This is a genomic window from Paenibacillus turicensis, assembly GCF_050461185.1.
GTDB lineage: Bacteria > Bacillota > Bacilli > Paenibacillales > Paenibacillaceae > Fontibacillus > Fontibacillus turicensis_A.
The window spans coordinates 1,102,744-1,122,303 of the sequence record NZ_JBCMOR010000005.1 but is presented as its reverse complement, the minus strand read 5'-3'; the positions used below and the strand labels follow the sequence as shown (position 1 = coordinate 1,122,303).

20 protein-coding genes are annotated in these 19,560 nt (G+C 38.2%); 18 read left to right on the top strand and 2 right to left on the bottom strand.

The window, feature by feature from the left end:
* Positions 1 to 222: 222 nt before the first annotated feature.
* The 9 genes from recA (at position 223) to pduL (ending at position 8,445) form a co-directional block, all read left to right on the top strand.
* Entirely contained in the window at positions 223 to 1,284 is a 1,062-nt protein-coding gene (gene recA / locus ABE099_RS07310) for a recombinase RecA (protein ID WP_430028854.1), read from the top strand.
* Between the two features lie 229 nt (positions 1,285 to 1,513).
* A complete protein-coding gene (locus tag ABE099_RS07305) occupies positions 1,514 to 2,290 on the top strand; it encodes a regulatory protein RecX (RefSeq protein ID WP_430028852.1) in 777 nt (258 codons plus the stop codon).
* A gap of 288 nt (positions 2,291 to 2,578) precedes the next feature.
* Positions 2,579 to 4,123, top strand: coding sequence for a ribonuclease Y (gene rny / locus ABE099_RS07300; protein ID WP_430028850.1), 1,545 nt, complete (start codon positions 2,579 to 2,581; stop codon positions 4,121 to 4,123).
* A 72-nt stretch (positions 4,124 to 4,195) separates the two neighbouring features.
* The gene (locus ABE099_RS07295; RefSeq protein ID WP_430030523.1) at positions 4,196 to 4,990 is read left to right on the top strand and encodes a TIGR00282 family metallophosphoesterase; all 795 of its coding nucleotides are present in this window, start codon (positions 4,196 to 4,198) and stop codon (positions 4,988 to 4,990) included.
* 115 nt (positions 4,991 to 5,105) lie between these two features.
* On the top strand, positions 5,106 to 5,366 hold the full coding sequence (locus ABE099_RS07290) for a stage V sporulation protein S (protein WP_210087783.1): 261 nt from the start codon (positions 5,106 to 5,108) through the stop codon (positions 5,364 to 5,366).
* An 80-nt stretch (positions 5,367 to 5,446) separates the two neighbouring features.
* Complete coding sequence (locus tag ABE099_RS07285; RefSeq protein WP_430028848.1) at positions 5,447 to 6,430, top strand: dipeptidase; 984 nt, start codon at positions 5,447 to 5,449, stop codon at positions 6,428 to 6,430.
* A gap of 99 nt (positions 6,431 to 6,529) precedes the next feature.
* Positions 6,530 to 7,264, top strand: a complete 735-nt coding sequence (locus ABE099_RS07280) for a tRNA(His) guanylyltransferase Thg1 family protein (RefSeq protein WP_430028846.1) — start codon at positions 6,530 to 6,532, stop codon at positions 7,262 to 7,264.
* Positions 7,265 to 7,294: 30 nt separating this feature from the next.
* A complete protein-coding gene (locus ABE099_RS07275) occupies positions 7,295 to 7,750 on the top strand; it encodes an AAA family ATPase (protein ID WP_430028844.1) in 456 nt (151 codons plus the stop codon).
* Positions 7,751 to 7,872: 122 nt separating this feature from the next.
* The gene (pduL, locus tag ABE099_RS07270; protein WP_430028842.1) at positions 7,873 to 8,445 is read left to right on the top strand and encodes a phosphate propanoyltransferase; all 573 of its coding nucleotides are present in this window, start codon (positions 7,873 to 7,875) and stop codon (positions 8,443 to 8,445) included.
* Between the two features lie 87 nt (positions 8,446 to 8,532).
* On the opposite strand, the gene ABE099_RS07265 is transcribed toward pduL, so the two are convergent.
* Together ABE099_RS07265 and ABE099_RS07260 are read right to left on the bottom strand one after the other, a co-directional pair.
* Positions 8,533 to 9,399, bottom strand: a complete 867-nt coding sequence (locus ABE099_RS07265; RefSeq protein ID WP_430028840.1) for a DUF421 domain-containing protein — start codon at positions 9,397 to 9,399, stop codon at positions 8,533 to 8,535.
* A 315-nt stretch (positions 9,400 to 9,714) separates the two neighbouring features.
* Positions 9,715 to 10,101: a helix-turn-helix domain-containing protein gene (locus tag ABE099_RS07260; RefSeq protein WP_430028838.1), complete on the bottom strand. Its 387-nt coding sequence runs from the start codon at positions 10,099 to 10,101 to the stop codon at positions 9,715 to 9,717.
* 197 nt (positions 10,102 to 10,298) lie between these two features.
* Between ABE099_RS07260 and ABE099_RS07255 the strand changes: the two genes are divergently transcribed.
* The 9 genes from ABE099_RS07255 to ABE099_RS07215 all read left to right on the top strand — a co-directional run bounded on the left by ABE099_RS07255 (position 10,299) and on the right by ABE099_RS07215 (position 19,542).
* A complete protein-coding gene (locus tag ABE099_RS07255; protein WP_430028836.1) occupies positions 10,299 to 10,535 on the top strand; it encodes a helix-turn-helix domain-containing protein in 237 nt (78 codons plus the stop codon).
* A gap of 40 nt (positions 10,536 to 10,575) precedes the next feature.
* The gene (locus ABE099_RS07250; protein WP_430028834.1) at positions 10,576 to 12,585 is read left to right on the top strand and encodes a chemotaxis protein CheW; all 2,010 of its coding nucleotides are present in this window, start codon (positions 10,576 to 10,578) and stop codon (positions 12,583 to 12,585) included.
* A 38-nt stretch (positions 12,586 to 12,623) separates the two neighbouring features.
* A complete protein-coding gene (locus tag ABE099_RS07245; RefSeq protein ID WP_430028831.1) occupies positions 12,624 to 14,348 on the top strand; it encodes a methyl-accepting chemotaxis protein in 1,725 nt (574 codons plus the stop codon).
* Positions 14,349 to 14,375: 27 nt separating this feature from the next.
* Positions 14,376 to 14,867 carry a chemotaxis protein CheW gene (locus ABE099_RS07240; protein WP_430028829.1) on the top strand — a complete coding sequence of 164 codons (492 nt, stop codon included), beginning with the start codon at positions 14,376 to 14,378 and terminating at the stop codon, positions 14,865 to 14,867.
* Positions 14,868 to 14,886: 19 nt separating this feature from the next.
* Positions 14,887 to 15,693 carry a CheR family methyltransferase gene (locus ABE099_RS07235; protein ID WP_430028827.1) on the top strand — a complete coding sequence of 269 codons (807 nt, stop codon included), beginning with the start codon at positions 14,887 to 14,889 and terminating at the stop codon, positions 15,691 to 15,693.
* A 12-nt stretch (positions 15,694 to 15,705) separates the two neighbouring features.
* Positions 15,706 to 16,788, top strand: a complete 1,083-nt coding sequence (locus tag ABE099_RS07230; protein ID WP_430028825.1) for a protein-glutamate methylesterase/protein-glutamine glutaminase — start codon at positions 15,706 to 15,708, stop codon at positions 16,786 to 16,788.
* A 240-nt stretch (positions 16,789 to 17,028) separates the two neighbouring features.
* Positions 17,029 to 18,612, top strand: coding sequence for a tRNA (N6-isopentenyl adenosine(37)-C2)-methylthiotransferase MiaB (miaB, locus tag ABE099_RS07225; RefSeq protein WP_430028823.1), 1,584 nt, complete (start codon positions 17,029 to 17,031; stop codon positions 18,610 to 18,612).
* Between the two features lie 11 nt (positions 18,613 to 18,623).
* Positions 18,624 to 19,031, top strand: coding sequence for a RicAFT regulatory complex protein RicA family protein (locus tag ABE099_RS07220; protein WP_430028820.1), 408 nt, complete (start codon positions 18,624 to 18,626; stop codon positions 19,029 to 19,031).
* 112 nt (positions 19,032 to 19,143) lie between these two features.
* The gene (locus ABE099_RS07215) at positions 19,144 to 19,542 is read left to right on the top strand and encodes a PaaI family thioesterase (RefSeq protein ID WP_430028818.1); all 399 of its coding nucleotides are present in this window, start codon (positions 19,144 to 19,146) and stop codon (positions 19,540 to 19,542) included.
* Positions 19,543 to 19,560: the final 18 nt, after the last annotated feature.

The window sequence follows — 19,560 nt, the reverse complement described above, 5'->3', positions numbered from 1 at the left end:
CATTTAATTTAATAAGGTACGGAAGCGCCGTAACCAATAGTAATTACTATCTGGTTGCGGTTTTTTTGTTTTTTTAATATGTATTAATTCCTTGGTTAGGAGGTGAGGGATACGGAGCTAAAAAAATGTGCGAATGTATGTTCGAAAAAATGCTTGGCAAAGTAACAAAAACAAGGTACAATTAATTACAAGAAGTTTAAAGATGATAAGGATGTGAGCTGATTGTCAGATCGTCGTGCTGCGCTGGATATGGCGCTTCGTCAAATAGAAAAACAATTCGGTAAAGGTTCCATTATGAAGCTTGGAGAGTCCACGCATATGCAAGTTGAGATTATTCCTAGTGGATCTCTTGCGCTTGATATCGCACTTGGTACTGGTGGTCTTCCTCGTGGACGAATCATTGAGGTATATGGTCCGGAATCTTCAGGTAAAACAACGGTTGCGTTGCATGCTATTGCAGAAGTTCAAAAGGTTGGTGGACAAGCTGCATTTATTGATGCAGAGCATGCACTTGATCCTACTTATGCAAGTAAATTAGGCGTCGATATAGATGAGTTATTGTTATCCCAACCGGATACTGGAGAGCAAGCGCTAGAGATTGCTGAAGCATTAGTACGTAGTGGTGCAGTAGACATTATTGTTATTGACTCTGTAGCAGCTCTTGTTCCAAAAGCGGAAATTGAAGGGGATATGGGTGATTCTCACGTTGGTTTACAAGCGAGATTGATGTCCCAAGCACTTCGTAAGTTGTCTGGTGCGATTAGCAAATCTAAAACTATTGCGATCTTTATTAACCAGTTGCGTGAAAAAGTTGGGGTTATGTTTGGTAACCCAGAAACAACGCCAGGTGGTCGTGCATTGAAGTTCTACTCTACTGTTCGTCTAGATGTTCGTCGTATTGAGACAATTAAGATGGGCAACGATATGGTAGGGAACCGTACAAGAATTAAAGTAGTAAAAAATAAAGTAGCACCACCGTTTAAACAAGCGGAAATTGATATTATGTATGGTGAAGGTATTTCAAAAGAAGGTAGTATTATCGATATTGGTGTAGAGCAAGATATTGTGGATAAAAGTGGTGCTTGGTATTCATATGAAGGTGAGCGTCTAGGTCAAGGTCGTGAAAATGCGAAGCAATACTTGAAAGACCATCCAGAAATTTGTAATAAAATTGAGCTGAAAATTCGTGAAGTAAGTAATTTGTCTTCTACTACGACTTCTCCTTCTGAAGCAGAACTTGCAGAGGAAGCAAAAGAAGAACAGGCATTATTTAGCGAAGAATAATAGTTTGCTTATATTTTAGTGGTTTAATGATCTAATTGATGTCAAAATGCTCTGAACGCCGATAAAATGAGGCGGTATCAGGGCATTTTTTATATTACTCAGCTAGTATTATTGAATTTAGGTGAAATCATTTACATTTTTGATGATGTTGCTTAAGCAGAACATGCGTTAACCGCTTAACGAGATGATATAATGAAGTAGGGTTCTACAGGTAACAGGAGGGAAGGAATTGAATCCAAAAAAAAATAAGTATAACAGCTATGATGATGACGTTATTGATATTTCAGAGCAAGATGATTGGACGAGGCTACAAAGGGATGAAAAAGCTGAGGAAGCTACTTCACTATCTTCAATTTTAGAGCTAAGTGATGAGACAGAACTCACTGTGACAGCTGTTCAAAAGCTAAAAAAACCAAAATGGCGTTATCGAATTATATTTGGTCAATACAGTATTGATGTCCATGAAGATATTATGATTAAATATCGTATGCTTCAAGGTGCTGTGTTCTGTAAGGGGGATTTAGAAGATATTGTAGCGGCAGATGAACAGCAGCAGACTTATGCGGATGCCCTGTCTTATTTAGCACGAAAGCCTAGAACAGCCTATGAAATAAGTATGAAATTACGTGAAAAAGGCTGGGGAGAGACGGCGATTGTAACTAGTATTGAAAGATTAAGCAACGAAGGTTTCATTGACGATACAGCATACGCACAGCAATGGGCAAATCAGCGAGTTAAAAGCAAAGCTAAGGGAAAGTTATGGGTCAAACAAGAATTGCGTCAGAAAGGCATTTCTAAGCCGCTCATAGAGGAAGCTTTAAATGGAATAAGTGAAGACGAAGAATTTGAGAGTGCATTACAGCTCGCAACAAAAAAATGGAACCAAACTTCTGGTGAACGGATAGACAAACAGAGGAAAACAGGATCATTTTTGCTTAGACGTGGTTATTCTGGAAGCTTAGTGTCAAGAGTATTAAGACAGGTCGATGAAGATAATACAACATAAATAGGCAATTGCTTGACAATATCTTTCTGACAATAATAAAATGGAATGGAATCTATAATTATTTGAGTCCAATTTTCCTTCCAGTAATGTTGGATTCGTTAAGGTTCTGTTCGCCAATCATGAAGGTTTGTTGCTCCGTCTTGAGTACGGACGGTCATGCTTGCATGCCAACCTATCTGAATCGGCTTATAATCGATTCTTAGTATGAATGATGAATGAGAAGTAGAGGAAAAAATTGAAAACAATCCCAAGGAATGCCTTGGAGGAACCAGCGAGGGGGGTGAACAGATGTTGCCAATCTGGGTCGAAATCGTTCTCGTTGTAGCCGCTTTATTCTTGGGGTTCGTAGCAGGATATTTTATTCGCAAATCTCTTGCAGAAGCTAAAATTTCCAGTGCGGAGCATGCTGCAAGTCAAATCTTGGAGAGTGCTAAGAAAGATGCCGAGGCACTGAAAAAGGAAACAGTTCTTGAAGCTAAGGATGAGGTCCATAGAGTGAGAGCTGAAGCTGATAAAGACATTCGTGAACGTCGCAATGAAATTCAACGGCAAGAAAGACGATTGTTGCAAAAGGAAGAGTCGCTGGATAAAAAATTGGATTCGCTTGAACGCAAAGAAGAGCAAGTGGCAAGCAAAGAGAAACGTATTGAAGAAACACAACAGCAGATTGATTTAATTTACAAAAATCAAGTGCAGGAATTGGAGAGAATTTCCAATTTAACGATGGAGGATGCTCGGGGCATTATTTTAAATAATGTGGAACAAGAGGTTCGCCATGAAACCGCACAAATGATCAAGGATATTGAGCAACAGGCAAAAGAAGAAGCAGACAAAAAATCTCGTGAGATTATTACTACTGCTATCCAACGTTGTGCTGCTGATCATGTCGCAGAGACTACAGTATCTGTTGTTACATTGCCTAATGAAGAGATGAAAGGACGTATTATCGGTCGTGAAGGTCGTAATATTCGTGCCTTGGAAACTTTAACAGGAATTGATCTCATTATTGATGATACGCCGGAAGCCGTAATTCTATCAGGATTTGATCCGATTCGTCGTGAAATTGCTCGAACTGCTTTAGAAAAACTAGTAGCAGACGGTCGAATTCATCCTGCTCGTATAGAAGAGATGGTTGAGAAATCTCGTCGCGAAGTAGATGAAAGAATTCGTGAGTATGGGGAACAAGCTACGTTTGAAGTAGGTGTTCATGCACTTCATCCGGATTTGATCAAGATATTAGGTCGTTTAAAATTCCGGACAAGTTATGGTCAAAATGTGCTCAAGCATTCCATGGAAGTTGCTTATCTAGCTGGCTTAATGGCTGGCGAGCTAGGCGAAGATATTGTACTTGCGAAAAGAGCAGGATTATTACACGATATCGGTAAAGCACTTGACCATGAAGTGGAAGGTTCTCATGTTGAAATTGGTGTAGAGCTAGCTAAGAAGTATAAAGAACATCCAGTTGTCATTAACAGTATCGCTTCTCACCATGGAGATTGTGAAGCTACATCTGTAATCGCAATGTTGGTTGGTGCAGCTGATGCATTATCAGCAGCAAGACCTGGCGCACGTCGGGAAACACTTGAAACGTATATTCGTCGTCTTGAAAAGCTTGAGGAGATTTCTGAATCCTTTGAGGGTGTTGAAAAATCGTATGCAATTCAAGCTGGGCGTGAAGTACGTGTTATGGTACAACCTGATAAGATTGATGATGCTGAAAGCTTCCGCTTGGCACGTGATATTACGAAGACAATTGAGAATGAACTGGATTATCCTGGTCATATCAAGGTTACTGTCATTCGTGAAACTAGAGCGGTTGAATACGCGAAGTAAAAGCTTTGTGAGAAGGGGCCTCTTATGGGCCTCTTTTTCATTCAAGGCAACCTAAGTTAGGAGTGGAGTATCATAAAAGTTTTATTTATTGGTGATATCGTAGGAAACACTGGAAGAAAAGCATTAAAGGAAACTTTACCGCGTTTGAAAAGCAAATATAACCCACATATCATTATTGCAAATGGTGAAAATGCGGCAGCAGGTCGAGGGATTACAGGGAAAATTGCTAGGGAATTTTTTGAAATGGGGATTCATGGCTTAACGATGGGGAACCATACCTGGGATAATAAAGAGATTTTTGACTTTATTGATGATGAACCACGAATGATTCGTCCAGCAAATTATCCAGAGGGAACACCTGGACGTGGATATACAATTATTCAAGCGGGCGGTAAGGAATTAGCGCTAGTAAATTTGATGGGAAGAACGTTTTTGCCAGCAATTGAAGACCCGTTCCGCTATGCGGATGAAATTGTGGATGAGCTTCGTAAAAAATATAAGCATATCCTTGTTGATTTTCATGCTGAAGCAACCTCTGAGAAAATTGCAATGGGATGGCATTTAGATGGACGTGCTTCTCTTGTAGTGGGTACGCATACGCATGTGCAAAGCAATGACGATATTATCTTGCCACAGGGCACTGCCTATTTAACGGATGCGGGTATGGTTGGCTCACGTGAAGGTGTATTGGGGATGCAACGTGAAGCTGTGTTGCAGAAATTTATTACTCAACTTCCAGTTAGATTCCAAGTATGTGAAGGAAAATGGCAGTTCCATGCGGTTATCGTTGATTTAGATGATCAGACAGGACGAGCTAAAAAGATTGAAAAGATTCGTTTACTTGAAGACGAATGGATTATGGATTAACCTCCATATAATATAAATAATTAGATCACGTCATAAATAAATGACATGTTCTGGGTAAGTAGTGAATATCCTCTAAGTAGTGGAATCAACCATTATTCCCAGGGAGGTACTTACCATGGAAGTATTAAAAGTTTCAGCAAAATCCAATCCTAACTCCGTTGCGGGCGCGTTAGCTGGTGTGTTAAGAGAACGAGGAGTAGCTGAGCTACAAGCAATTGGGGCAGGAGCATTAAATCAAGCGATTAAAGCTGTTGCAATTGCTAGAGGATTTGTAGCGCCAAGTGGTGTTGATTTAATTTGTATTCCTGCTTTTACGGATATCGTTATTGATGGAGAAGATCGAACAGCGATTAAACTAATTGTAGAACCAAGATAGCATGAAAAATGCTAAGAACAGACCTGTTTACGATGTAGACAGGTTTTTTTGTCAGTTTTACAAATTGGGGTGAAGAGCTAATGAAAAATAAAAATAACGAAAATATGAATTTGAACAAAAATATTTCAGTTATTGATTTTCATTGTGATGTATTAAGTAAGCTACAGCAGCAACCAACGCTTAGTTTTGTTGATAGTGATCAGCTTGATATGTCGTATGAAAAAATGAAGGCGGGTAACATTGCCTTACAATGCTTTGCAATTTATTTATCGGAAAAGCTAGGTCAAGCTTCTTTTAGTCATATTGATGAGCAGATTCAGATTTTTAATGAGCAGGTCGTTCCTTATGGTATTTTCCCGATAACAAATAAGCAAGAGCTTTTAAAAGCCAAGCAGCTAGGGCAGATAGGAGGGATTTTATCAATTGAAGGCGCAGATGGACTAGCAGGTAATTTCAATAATCTGGAGCAATGTTATGAGCGAGGTGTACGCCTCCTTGGTCTAACATGGAATTATGCGAATTGGGCAGCAGATGGCGTTTTAGAGCCACGTAATGGTGGATTAACAGATAAAGGAGTTCAGCTTGTACATAAGTGTCATGAGCTAGGGATGATTATGGACGTATCACATTTGTCTAAAAATGGGTTTTGGCATTTAAGTGAATTGGCTCATGAAGTGAATAAACCATTTATTGCATCACATTCTAACGCGATCGAGGTTTGCAGAAATGTCCGTAACTTAAGTGATGAGCAAATCCGTGACATTATTGGATTACAAGGCAGAATCGGCTTGAATTTTTACCCACCGTTTGTTACTAGTGAGCCTTTTCCAACTGCAAAAAGTTTATTGCCACATATTGAACATATTTGTGAGCTAGGTGGAGCAAAGCATATAATGATGGGTGCTGACTTTGATGGCATAGACCGACATTTAGCTGGATTAACAGACGGAGCCTGTTATCCTTATTTAACGGAGCTTCTACTACGATACTATGATGAGGATTTAGTAAGAGACTGGATGTATAACAATGCTTATTCTTTTTTGGAGTCATGGCTCCCTCACTAAGGATAGGGCATTGGAGACATGCTCGTTGATTATAGGTTAAATATGATAAAATAATCTCGTGAATATTTATTTAGTATAAATGCAGGAGGTTATTTTATTATGCAAAGAGATGATTTTGGAAATCGTATGAAAAAATATGAAAATTGTTATCGTTATCAGCTTCCTCAAAGACTTCCCGTCATTATTCGTATAGATGGCACTCATTTTCATACATATACTAAAGGCATGGAAAAGCCGTTTGATCAAAAGTTAATTGAAGTATTTTGGGAGACTGGCAAATATCTTGCGAAAAATATAATGGGCTGTAAGCTCGTCTATCACCAAAGTGATGAAATATCGTTGCTCCTTACAAATTATGATAAATTAACGACACAATCTTGGTTTCAAAACAACCTACAAAAAATGGTGTCTGTTGCAGCATCTATGACTACGGCTAAATTTAATTATGAGATGGCAAAGGTATATCCAGATAGAGGTTTGGCTACATTTGATGCAAGAGCATGGGTACTTCCGCTAGATGAAGTAACAAATTATTTTTTATGGAGACAACAGGATGCTACAAAAAACAGTATTTCTATGGTAGCTCAAGCTCATTTTGCCCAGTCGGAAATTCAAGGCTTAAGCGGAAAGCAGCTTCAGGATAAGTTGTTTTTAGAAAGAAATATAAACTGGAATGACCTCGAAGTATGGAAAAAGAGAGGAATTTGTATCCTCAAGCAAAATTACCTTAAAGGGGAAACTACAAGAAGTAAATGGGATGTTGATAACAATACTCCGATATTTTCACAGCAAAGAGAGTATATTAATCAATTTGTTTATTTAGATAATAAATGACTTGGGAGATTACTGAAAGAGGTGTAACGATTGCAATGTGTTATTTTTATAGGCATCCAAGCATCAGGGAAATCTACATTCTTTAAAGAAAACTTTTTTGCTACACATATGCGTATTAACTTGGACATGTTAAAAACGAGGAATCGTGAAAATATTTATTTGGATGCATCTATAAAGGCAGTACAGCCATTTGTAATAGATAATACGAATCCAACTGTTGAGAGTAGAAAAAAATATATTTCATTAGCAAGGGCTAATCGTTTCGAAGTCATAGGGTATTATTTTGAGCCAAATTATGAACAATCAATTCGACGTAATGAGACAAGAAGCGGTAAGGCTAAAATCCCTGATATCGGTATTAAAAGTGTTTTGGCGCAGTTAGAGCCACCTACCTATGAGGAAGGTTTCGATAAGCTATATCGTGTATATGCTGAAGATGGTGAATTTGTTGTGAATGAATTTGACAATCCTGTTGCAAAAGGTTGAAAAGTGCATGAAAATGATGAATTTATCACCTTGATTTTTTCCTTTTTCATGAAAACAGGTGTATAATAGATGCTGATGTCAACTGTTATTATATAGAGAACAAACGAGGAGTGTTTGCAAAAATGAGCAAAACAGTACCTGTCGGCGTATCAGCCCGTCATATTCATTTAACTCAAGAACATATTGAAGTATTATTTGGACAAGGTTATCAATTAACTGAGTTCAAGCCTTTATCTCAACCAGGACAATTTGCTGCAAATGAAACTGTGGCTGTAATTGGTCCAAAAGGTCAATTTGACAAGGTTCGTATTTTAGGACCAGCTCGTCCTGCTTCTCAGTTAGAAATTTCCCGTACTGATTCATTTGCAATTGGTGTAAAAGCTCCAGTTCGTGAGTCTGGAAGTATTGAAGGTACACCAGGTATTACAATTAAAGGTCCTGCTGGTGAAGTTGAATTGGACAAAGGTGTCATTGTCGCAGCTCGTCATATTCATTTCCATACCTCTGATGCACAAAAATGGGGAATTGCAGACAAGCAATTGCTTAAAGTGCGTTTAGGTGGAGAACGTGGTTTGGTATTAGAAAATGTCATTGCACGTGTCGCTGATTCTTTTGCACTTGATATGCACATTGATACAGATGAAGCAAATGCAGCGGGTGCAAAAACTGGAGATACAGCAGAAATTATTGACTAAGCTTAAAAACGAGACCATCAACTTCTATCTTTTGTAGGAGTGATGATCTCGTTTTTTTGTTTTATTTGATAAAAAGTAGTTAAAAAATTAGTTAGAATTTTGAATCATATTGATATCTGAGGAGATTTGCTGGAGCTGGATGTAACAATTTTCATATATTTTTTTTATTTCAGCATTTTGTGACGTATTCGCTAAATATTGCACTTGATATCCGCATTTTTTTAGTTGCGATACAACAGTAGGTTTTTGTTTTGACTTTAAATTTACTGTAGCCTGATCCTCGTATAAATCAATGTATAACTCTCCAGAGGTGTCCACCTGCGCTAAAAAAACATCTTTGTGATTGATCCCGAGCTCCTTTAGCTTATTATCTAACCACTTTCGGTTAATGCCAGCGGTAGCCATCGTTTTATCCATAATTTCCCCGTCCATAATAATGACTTGGGGCTCACTTTCCGGAGTAACATCAATTCCTAAAATGTCGGCAGTTAAAGGCAAATGCTGTTTTTTTAGCAAGGTATTTATTTCTCCGTCTGGTTCAATAACCGCAAATTCCACCTCGCTCAGCTTGAAAATGTTCTTCTTTCGTAGCTGCTCTAGCAATTCCTCGCTCGTCAACTTTTCCTTTTTGAGATTTTTCTCTAATACCCGCCCATTTTTAATAAGAACAGTTGCACTACCGTCAACAAAGTTGCGAATTTTTTTGCTTTTTAGTTCGATCTTTTCAATACCCAGTGAAACAGTAACCCATGCAACTAAAGCAATAATTCCTAAATACCAGTTGCTGCTTTCTTCGATTGAAATATAGGCAGTCAAGTTCCCGATTGTAATCCCTGTAATATACTCAAACAACGAAAGCTGAGAAATTTGACGTTTACCTAATAGCTTGGTGAGTGTAAATATAACAACAACTGCAATTAATGTTTTGCATAAAATCATTACCCAGAGTGGCATATTTCTGCTCCTCCTCATGTTTAATGTGAGAATAGCCGTACGTAAAGCCCTAGACAAGACACTATGTCTAATAACTTCAAGCATGTGCAACATTTATACTTTTTACTAATGCAAAAAATGGATAAGGAAATAAATCTATACCACAGTGGGATCGAGCCGAAGAAGTGGAGGAAATCTTCGGCTGTGTCGAAAAAAGGGGGAGGGTAGCAGCTAACTTCGGAGGAGAAGCAGATACATTTTTTTAAACATGCATAAAAACGCTTCATACCTTATGTGAGAAGCGGTTAGTAATACCTATAATGAATTTAATCAGGTTCATGGATGTGTATGTTCCGCGCTTAGTAAACCTTCGATATATCCCTCTACCTTAGCTTGCTGTCTATCTGTTAGTTGATGGTACAGCGATAAAAAATGCTGATCGCCTGCACTAATACTATAATCCTGAGGTCCTTCCTTTTGAGTGTCATCATTTGAAATTGGGCAATTTGATTCATTTTTATGGTTTGGCTCTGTCCCTAACAATAACCAATCTGTCGTTACATTAAAAAAACGTGCTAAATCAATGATTAGATCAAGTTTAGGTAACCGTTCATTTAGCTCGTATTTACCTAAATTGTTGAAATGAAGCTCCTTCATTAGCAGGTTTTGTGACATCTGATTTTTTTTTCGTAAAAATGCAATCCTTTCTCCTAGAGTATCCATGCTATGTTTTATCACCTCTCTGTCAATTTGACATTGATTATTCCCGAATATTGAGTTAAAATGTCGAAAAAGAACTAATTTTTTTCCTTCTAATGTCATATTGACTTTAAAATGCCCACGTGATACGATTTCATGTCATTTATTTTATCATAAATCAGTATCAACAATCGAAAATGAATAGAAAGGGATGGGAGGGCTTGGATTCTGTACAAAATAGTAACTCATCCTTACTTTTTAGGGTAGAAGTGAAGAAGCGACTCATTGAGTTAGATATGACACAACGAGAATTAGCTAAAAAAATTGGCGTTAATGAAAACTATTTAACTGATATTTTACGTGGGCGACGTTCAGGAAAAAAGTATCAAGCAGCCATAAGGTGTGTTCTTGGTATTAGTTCTAATTCAACACAAACAGAGGAGGGAAATTACAAATAACAAAATAACGTTGTTTATACGGTAAGAGGGGGATATTCTTTTGGACTCGTCATTTTCGCTTGAACCTTTACTTGAAGTATTTATCTTCGAATCTTCCCAGCTTTTGGAGCAGCTAGAGCAATCCGTTATAAGTGGTGAAAGCACAAGTGACTTCTCGCCAGCCTTAATCGATGAAATCATGCGTTCGATGCACACGATCAAAGGCTCATCTGCAATGATGAAATTTGAAAATATTGCTCATCTATCACATTCGCTCGAAGATTTATTTTATTTTTTACGTGAGGATCATCCTGCTATCGTTGATTATTCTACCTTATCTGATCTTGTTTTAGAAGGCTGCGATTTTATTAAGCTTGAAATATACAAAATACGTAATGGAGATGATCCAGACGGTGAAGCATCGGCATTAATAGAAAAAATTGAGCAATTTCTAACTGAGCTTAAACAGGAAAATGACACTACACAAATCGAAAATCCTATGCATACATACAATGTGATTATTACATTTGAATATGATTGTCCAATGCCTAATGTTAGAGCCTTTGCCCTTGTACATCAGTTAGAGGAGCTTGTGGATCATATTCACTATTATCCAGAGGATATCGCTAGCAATTCAGACAGTGCATCTAAAATTCAAGAAAAAGGATTTTCCATGTGGCTTCAAACTAGTAAAACAGAAGAAGAACTATATACTTTTTTTGCAGGCACACCATTTTTGAAAACCATTGATTTTTGTCAGTGTGAGCCAGCTTCCTGTTTAGATGATTCATCTCAAATTAGTGAAACTGTAATTCGCGAATCTGTAATTTATGAATCTTCAATTGGTGATTCTGCAATTGTTAATAATTTGCCTAAAGCCACCACCGATTCTACATTAACTCAGTCCAGTATGATTAGTGTTCAGGTTGGGAAATTAGATAAATTGATGGATTTAGTAGGAGAGCTTGTCATTTCTGAAGCGATGGTTACCCAAAATCCTGAACTTAAGGATCTTCCTTTAGAGCAATTCACCAAAGCGGCTCGTCAACTGAAAAAAATTACGAGTGAAATTCAGGACATGGTAATGTCGATTCGTATGGTTCCATTAGCAACAACCTTTCACAAGATGCGCCGTATCGTTAGAGATATGTGTAAAAAAATGAATAAAGATATTCATCTTGAAGTGATTGGTGAGGACACCGAGGTAGATAAAAATATTATTGAGCGTATTTCTGATCCCTTAATGCACTTAATTCGTAATGCGGTGGATCATGGCATCGAATCACCAGATGATCGCGAGACTAAAGGAAAAAATAAAACAGGTGTAATTACACTTGAAGCAAGACATGTAGGTAGTGAAGTCATTATTATTTTGAAGGATGACGGAAAAGGTTTAGATCGCAGCAAGATTTTAAGTAGAGCAAGAGAAAATAAGCTTCTGCTAAAACCTGAAGAGGAGATGAGTGATAAAGAGGTGTTTGGACTCATTTTCCTACCTGGATTTTCAACAAAAGAAGCAGTCACAGAGTTTTCTGGTCGAGGTGTCGGGATGGACGTCGTTACTCGTAACCTTGAGGTGGTAGGTGGTAATGTTCTTGTTGAAAGTGAATATGGTCAAGGCACTACGATTACTTTGCGTTTACCGCTCACATTAGCCATTATTGATGGAATGAATATATCAGTGGGACAATCGCGTTTTACAATTCCAACTGTATCGATTCGTGAATCATTCCGTACTGATGAAAGAGATATTATTACTAATCCAAATGGACAAGAAATGTTAATGGTGAGAGGTCATTGTTACCCTGTTCTCCGTTTGCATAAGCATTACAACATTTCTACTAACGTAAGCAGTATGTCAGATGGAATTATTATTATGGTTGAAAATGAAAGAGATACGGTATGCATTTTTGCAGATCAACTACTTGGAGAACAGCAGGTTGTTGTGAAAGCTCTACCTGAATACATTCGCAAGGTGAAGGACATTCGGGGCTTAGGTGGCTGTACATTGCTTGGCGATGGCAGTATCAGCTTAATTTTAGATATATCAGGCTTGCTACAACTAAATTAAGACCAGCTATTCAATTATGGAGAGACGGGGGATTATTTATGAAATGGTTTTATGATTTAAAGCTTGCCAAAAAGTTAATTATTAGCTTCGTGTTGGTTGCGATTATTGCAGGTATTGTGGGAACAGTAGGTATAGTAAATTTAAGTAAGCTAGAACAAAAGGATACTGAATTGTATGACCTTATGACAGTGCCAATTTCTGAAGCTGGGCAAATGTTAAACCTAATGCAAAGAATTCGTGTAAATACAAGAGAATTAATTTTGCAGGATAATGCAGAAAACAAAAAACAAATCAATGATACGTTAAAAACGCTTAGAGATCAATTAGATCAGACGGCACTTAGCTTTGAGAAAACAATCCAAAGTGAAGAAGTACGAACTAGCTTTAATAAATTTCAAACGGCTAAGCTTGAATATCGAAGCTTTATGGATGAATTAATGGTGTTTATTAACAGTGATGAAGATGATAAAGCCTATGAATATTTAAATAACACAATGAGAGAATCAGCTAAAAATCAGGAGGATGCCTTAAATGAAACCGTTTTGTTAAAGGTGGCAAATGCTCAAAAAACCTCCGATGACAATACCGCACAAGCTAGGCAAGCGATGGTCATTATGATTGTACTTGTATTGTTGGCTATGACAGTTGCGATCGTGTTAGGAATCTGGATTGCAAGATTAATTAGTAAGCCGATTAACCAAATTGTAGAGATGGCAGGCAAAGCGGCAGAGGGGGATCTAGATGTCGAATTGACTGTAAGCTCTAAGGACGAAATTGGTAGGTTAGCAGCGGCTTTTAATCATATGACGCACAACATTAATGAGGTATTGGTGAACATTAGCGCATCTGCTGATCAAGTTACCTCTGGTTCCACTCAGGTAGCTGAAACGGGAATGGTGTTATCACAAGGGGCAACAGAGCAAGCAAGTACGATTGAGGAGTTAACAGCTTCTTTAGAAGAAATCTCATCTCAAACGAATCAAAACGCAGAAAATGCAGAGTCAGCTAACAAACTAGCGACAGATGCTCGTAAAGATGCTGTGATTGGTAATGATCAAATGAAAGAAATGCTAAATGCGATGCATGATATTAATGAATCCTCTAATAACATTTCCAAGATTATTAAAGTGATAGATGAGATTGCATTCCAAACGAACATTTTAGCATTAAATGCGGCAGTAGAAGCAGCAAGAGCTGGACAACATGGTAAAGGTTTTGCGGTTGTCGCAGAGGAGGTTAGAAATTTAGCTGCAAGATCAGCAAATGCGGCCAAGGAAACGACAGAATTGATTGAAGGTTCAATCCACAAGGTAGAAGATGGCACACGAATCGCAAATGAAACTGCAGGGGCACTCAATCAAATTGTCGATGTCGTAACAGAGGTTACTGAGATCGTAAGCCAGATTGCTAGAGCTTCTCATGAACAAGCGATAGGCATTTCTCAAATTACCGAGGGTGTTACTCAGGTGTCACAAGTCACGCAAACAAATTCTGCGACATCAGAGGAAAGTGCAGCAGCAAGTGAAGAATTGTCTAGCCAAGCTGAACTGTTAAAAGAGCAAGTATCTAGGTTTAATTTGAAGCGGACAAGAACATATCGCAATAGTTCTGATTCACAACTAGAGGAATATAGCCCTGAGGTTATGCGAATGTTGGAGCAAATGTCGGGTCAATCCCAATCTAGTAAATCTAATAGTAGACGAAAAAAATCAAATTCTAATATGAAAATTGAGCTGAGTGATCAGGAATTTGGCAAGTATTAAGCTTAGGAAGGGAGGTTGCTTTTTACCATGTCAAACCTACAACATGAAGTTGTTGAAGCACTAGAGGATACACAAAAGGATAAGTTTTTAACATTTGCGTTAGGTGAACAATCATATGGCATCGATATTAAATATGTGACAGAGATTATTGGGATTCAATCAATTACAGAAGTGCCAGAGCTTCCAAATTATATTTGTGGCATTATTAATTTGCGTGGCAAAATTATTCCAGTCATGGATGTTAGATTACGTTTTAAAAAGCAATTCCGGACTTATAATGATCGAACTTGTATTATTGTTGTAGACATTTCCAATATTTCAGTAGGACTCATTGTTGACCTTGTATCAGAGGTGCTAACTATTCCAGAAGCTGATATTGTTCCACCGCCGGAAATCAACCAAGGTACTCACCGATTTATTAGAGGGATAGGCAAAGTCAATCAAGAGGTCAAGCTGATTTTAGATTGTGATAAATTGTTAAATGAAGATGAACTGGAGCAGTTGGAAGATTTTGAGTAGACAGGGGGAGCTTGTGTCTATGACAGCAGAGGAATTTTCCAAGCTTGCGCAATTTATTCAAGCGACTTACGGCATTTATTTAAAGCAGGAAAAAAAGGTAATGTTAAAAAGTCGATTGGATCAATTGCTGGCTAAAAAGCATATATCGTCTTACAGCGAATATTTTGATTATGTAAAAAATGATCAGACAGGACGAGCTGCTAGTGTGTTGGTGGATAAAATCACGACAAATCACACCTATTTTATGCGTGAAGTAGAGCATTTTCATTTCCTTCGAGATCAAGTAGTTCCTATGCTTGCACGAAGTATTAAGGATCGCGATTTACGGATCTGGAGCGCAGGTTGTTCAACGGGGGAAGAGCCCTACACGTTAGCCATGATTTTAATGGATTATTTTGCAGGACAACATCATGGGTGGGATACGAAGGTGCTTGCCACCGATATTTCCTCAAGAGTGCTTCAAGTCGCTCAGCAAGGTCAATATCAAAGTGAGCAATTAGGGAAGCTACCACAGCATTGGAAAGATAATTATTTTGTAAAAATGGATGAGGATCACTATGTCGTGGATAAAAAATTAAGAGCAGAAGTCATTTTTCGTAAATTAAATTTGATGGATGACGGCTTTCCTTTTAAACGAAAGTTTCATATCATTTTTTGTAGAAATGTAATGATTTATTTTGACCATCGTACAAGACAAAACCTGATTCAGAAATTTACGAATTTGTTAGAGCCAGGTGGATATTTATTTATAGGTTTTTCGGAAACGCTGGATAAACGGGAGACATCATTAAAATATATTATGCCTGCTGTCTATCGCAAGGTTTAGGAGGTTGAGGATTTGCGTAGCAGCAACAAAGCGATCTCTGTTTTAGTCATTGATGATAGTGCTGTATTTCGTGAAATTTTGGTACGTGGCTTGTCTTCTAATGACACCATCCATATAGTTGGAGCTGCTAAGGATGCTTATGAAGCTAGAGATATCATTATTGCTACCTTGCCGCAAGTACTGGTGTGTGATGTCGAGATGCCTAAAATGAATGGGATTGAATTCGTAAAGCAGCTAATTCCTCAATATGCTGTTCCAGTTATTGTAGCAAGTGCGCTAAGTCATAAAGTATTTGAGGCAATGAATGCTGGTGCAGTTGATTTTATTAGTAAACCAGATTTACATTCTGTGAATGGAGTTAAAGCATTTATTTTAGAATTAATTCAAAAAATTAAAGATGCTTCTAAAGCCAAATTGCCAAGTCATTCATCAACCGCATTAGCTACCCCAAGTACCTCAAGTGGTACAGGTAGTACAAGTAATACAAGTTTAAGTGCTTCAAATAGTGCTGCTAAGTATAAAGGTAGCGTGCGACTGATTGCCATTGGTGCCTCTATGGGCGGGGTACAGGCCTTACATTATTTGTTACAGCAATTACCTACAGATTTGCCTGGGATTGTTGTTGTGCAGCATATTCCTGCTGGCTTTTCAAAAATGTTTGCTGAACGACTAAATATGTCGACTCGTTTTGATGTAAGGGAAGCGAAGCAAGGTGACGTTGTAAAGCCGGGTCAAGTGTTAATTGCACCAGGAGGCAAGCATATTCGAGTGAAGAAACGTGATAATAAATATGTAATTGAATGCTTTGCAGGTGATAAAATAAGCGGGCATTGTCCCTCGGCTGACCTTCTCTTTGAGTCGGTGGCGACAAGTGTAGGTAAGGATGCGCTGGGTGTTATTTTAACAGGAATGGGTTATGATGGGGCGCGTGGGCTGCTTGCATTACGCCGAAAGGGCGGAAAAACAATTGGGCAAGATGAGGAAAGCTCTATCGTTTATGGCATGCCTAAGGTCGCTTTTGAGGTCGGAGCAGTCCAGTTACAGACAAGTCTTAGTAAAATGAGTGAACAAATTGTTAGTATGGTGAGAAAATAAGAGGAGCTGTCAAATACTGATTTATAAATAAAGCCAAGATATTGTTGCTATTTCCTAGTAGTTAGTAAGAGGGCTCTTTCACGCAAGTGAGTTAGAGCCTTTTTATTTTCCCTATGTATTTGGGGCAGTATTTAGGCATTTATAGATTAACAGCAGTGCATTGTGATATAATTTTAAATTAGCGATATATGACACATATGGTACATGAAATATAAGTTTAAAAAAGGGGAAGTGTTAGCGATGACAAAGGAGAACCAAAACTCAGCGGACTTAAAATCCGCCAAGGGCAAGGATTACTCCAAATATTTTGACTTTAGTGACGCTAAAGTGATTAGTGAAGAGGAAGGCAAAACGACGTATCGAATTAAGGGACGTAACATCCAAATTAACTCGAATCCAGACTATAAGGAAGGAAAACGTCGGGGCAAGGAAGAAATTCAAGTTCATTATAACGAAGTGATCCCAGACGAGCTGAAGAAGCTAGGAGAGGGACGCTTTTACAATATTACTACGTATGGCTGTCAAATGAACGAGCATGATACTGAAATTATTAAAGGGATGCTTGAGGAAATGGGTTATCAGTCTACTGATGATCGAACACAAGCAGATCTTATTTTGCTGAACACCTGTGCAATTCGTGAAAATGCGGAAGATAAAGTGTTTGGCGAATTAGGGCATTTAAAAACGTTGAAAACGGAAAAGCCTGATCTATTGCTTGGTGTGTGTGGTTGTATGTCTCAAGAAGAAGGCGTCGTTAATCGCATTATGCAAAAGCATAGCTTTGTAGATATGATCTTTGGGACACATAATGTCCATCGTTTGCCATACTTAATTCAAGAGGCGTTGTTTAGTAAAGAAATGGTGGTTGAGGTATGGTCTAAAGAGGGCGATATTATCGAAAACCTTCCTAAGAAGCGTGAAGGGATGCGGGCATGGGTTAACATTATGTATGGTTGCGATAAGTTTTGTACGTATTGTATCGTTCCGTATACACGTGGGAAAGAGCGTAGCCGTCGACCAGAGGATGTCATTGCAGAGGTACGTGAGTTAGCAGCTCAAGGCTATAAGGAAATTACGTTGCTTGGGCAAAATGTAAATGCTTATGGTAAAGACTTTAATGACATTAACTATTTGTTTGCAGATTTAATGGATGATATTTCGAAAATAGATATTCCTAGAGTTCGCTTCATGACATCACATCCTCGTGATTTTGATGATCATTTGATTCAAGTGCTTGCCAAAGGTGGCAATCTTGTTGAGCATATTCACTTGCCGGTTCAATCTGGTAGCACACAAGTTTTGAAAAAAATGAGCCGTAAATATACACGTGAGCATTATTTGAACCTTGTATCTAAAATGAAAGCAGCGATCCCAGGCCTTGTTTTGTCTACAGATATTATTGTTGGTTTTCCTGGGGAAACCGATGAGCAATTTGAAGAAACGATGTCTTTAGTACGCGAAGTTGGGTATGACTTTGCTTATACATTTATTTATTCACCACGTGAAGGAACTCCTGCTGCGGGGATGGAAGACAATATTCCGATGGAAGTAAAGAAGGAGCGTCTCCAGCGCTTAAATGAAGAAATTAAGAAGCATTCCTTCAAAAGTAACGATGCTGTAGTTGGACAAGTAGTTGAAGTATTGGTTGAGGGCGAAAGTAAAAATGATGCTAATGTATTATCTGGACGTACCCGTAGTAATAAGCTAGTGCATTTCGAGGGTAGTAAAGATTTGATTGGTACATTTGTGCATGTAGCGATTACAGATCCTAAAACTTGGTATATTAAAGGTAACCTTATTACTGAACAAATTACAACTGTATAGGAGGGAGCACGTTGGAGCCTCAAAGCCGAGAAGATATTATTAAAAAAGCGAAGGAGCTTGCTGGATTGATTGGTTCAAGTGAAGAGGTCCAACATTTCCAGAAGGCAGAAAAGCTAATTCAAAACCATGAGCGAATACAGTCACTGATCAGTGTGATTAAAAAAAAGCAAAAGGAAATTGTTGCTTTTGAGAGTATGAAAAATCAAACTATGGTTGATAAAATTGAAGCTGAAATTTCAGAGCTGCAAGCCGAACTGGATAGTATTCCTTTAGTAAACGAATTTCAGCAAAGCCAAAGCGATATTAACTATTTGCTACAGCTTGTTATTTCCGTTATTCATGATACTGTTTCAAAGCGTGTCTCTGTTGAAAATGGAAACGAGGTCGTAACTGATCAGACATCTGGTTACGGTGAATAGATTATCTTCAATAACCATTTGTTCAAGATATCAGTGAATGATAACCGTGTGAGTAAAGATGTACTTGCATAGTAATAACAATGCAGACAGACATCTAGGAGGAAAGCTTGATATGGATTGGTCTGAGATGATGAGCCGCAATGAGACCTCATTTTGGGGGTTTATCGGCTTTAAATTACTAACCAACGAAGAGGATAAGGTTGAAGTAGGATTAGCAGCTACAGAGCAACACTTGAATCCGATGGGAATTGTGCATGGTGGTGTTTTAACAGCTATGATGGACCAGGCAATGGGAACATTAGCGATGTCACATTGGAAAGGGACTCCGGGTGTCACAACACACATTGATGTCAATTTTTTAAATGCAATGAAGAGTGGCGAGCTTGTGGCAACGGCTCATATCGTTCATGCTAGTCAACGCACTCTTATACTTCGTGCAGAGATTCATAATGAGAATGGTATTTTAGGTTGTATTTCAACCGCAACATTTCGTAAGATGAAAAATAATTAATACAATTAATCAGTTTTA

Bases quoted from the DNA above. Each gene is read 5' to 3' on its own strand.
- rny (WP_430028850.1), top strand. From the start codon at position 2,579: ATGTTGCCAATCTGGGTCGAAATCGTTCTCGTTGTAGCCGCTTTATTC.
- ABE099_RS07290 (WP_210087783.1), top strand. From the start codon at position 5,106: ATGGAAGTATTAAAAGTTTCAGCAAAATCCAATCCTAACTCCGTTGCG.
- ABE099_RS07285 (WP_430028848.1), top strand. From the start codon at position 5,447: ATGAAAAATAAAAATAACGAAAATATGAATTTGAACAAAAATATTTCA.
- ABE099_RS07280 (WP_430028846.1), top strand. From the start codon at position 6,530: ATGCAAAGAGATGATTTTGGAAATCGTATGAAAAAATATGAAAATTGT.
- pduL (WP_430028842.1), top strand. From the start codon at position 7,873: ATGAGCAAAACAGTACCTGTCGGCGTATCAGCCCGTCATATTCATTTA.
- ABE099_RS07265 (WP_430028840.1), bottom strand. From the start codon at position 9,399: ATGCCACTCTGGGTAATGATTTTATGCAAAACATTAATTGCAGTTGTT.
- ABE099_RS07260 (WP_430028838.1), bottom strand. From the start codon at position 10,101: ATGGATACTCTAGGAGAAAGGATTGCATTTTTACGAAAAAAAAATCAG.
- ABE099_RS07245 (WP_430028831.1), top strand. From the start codon at position 12,624: ATGAAATGGTTTTATGATTTAAAGCTTGCCAAAAAGTTAATTATTAGC.
- ABE099_RS07240 (WP_430028829.1), top strand. From the start codon at position 14,376: ATGTCAAACCTACAACATGAAGTTGTTGAAGCACTAGAGGATACACAA.
- ABE099_RS07235 (WP_430028827.1), top strand. From the start codon at position 14,887: ATGACAGCAGAGGAATTTTCCAAGCTTGCGCAATTTATTCAAGCGACT.
- miaB (WP_430028823.1), top strand. From the start codon at position 17,029: ATGACAAAGGAGAACCAAAACTCAGCGGACTTAAAATCCGCCAAGGGC.
- ABE099_RS07215 (WP_430028818.1), top strand. From the start codon at position 19,144: ATGGATTGGTCTGAGATGATGAGCCGCAATGAGACCTCATTTTGGGGG.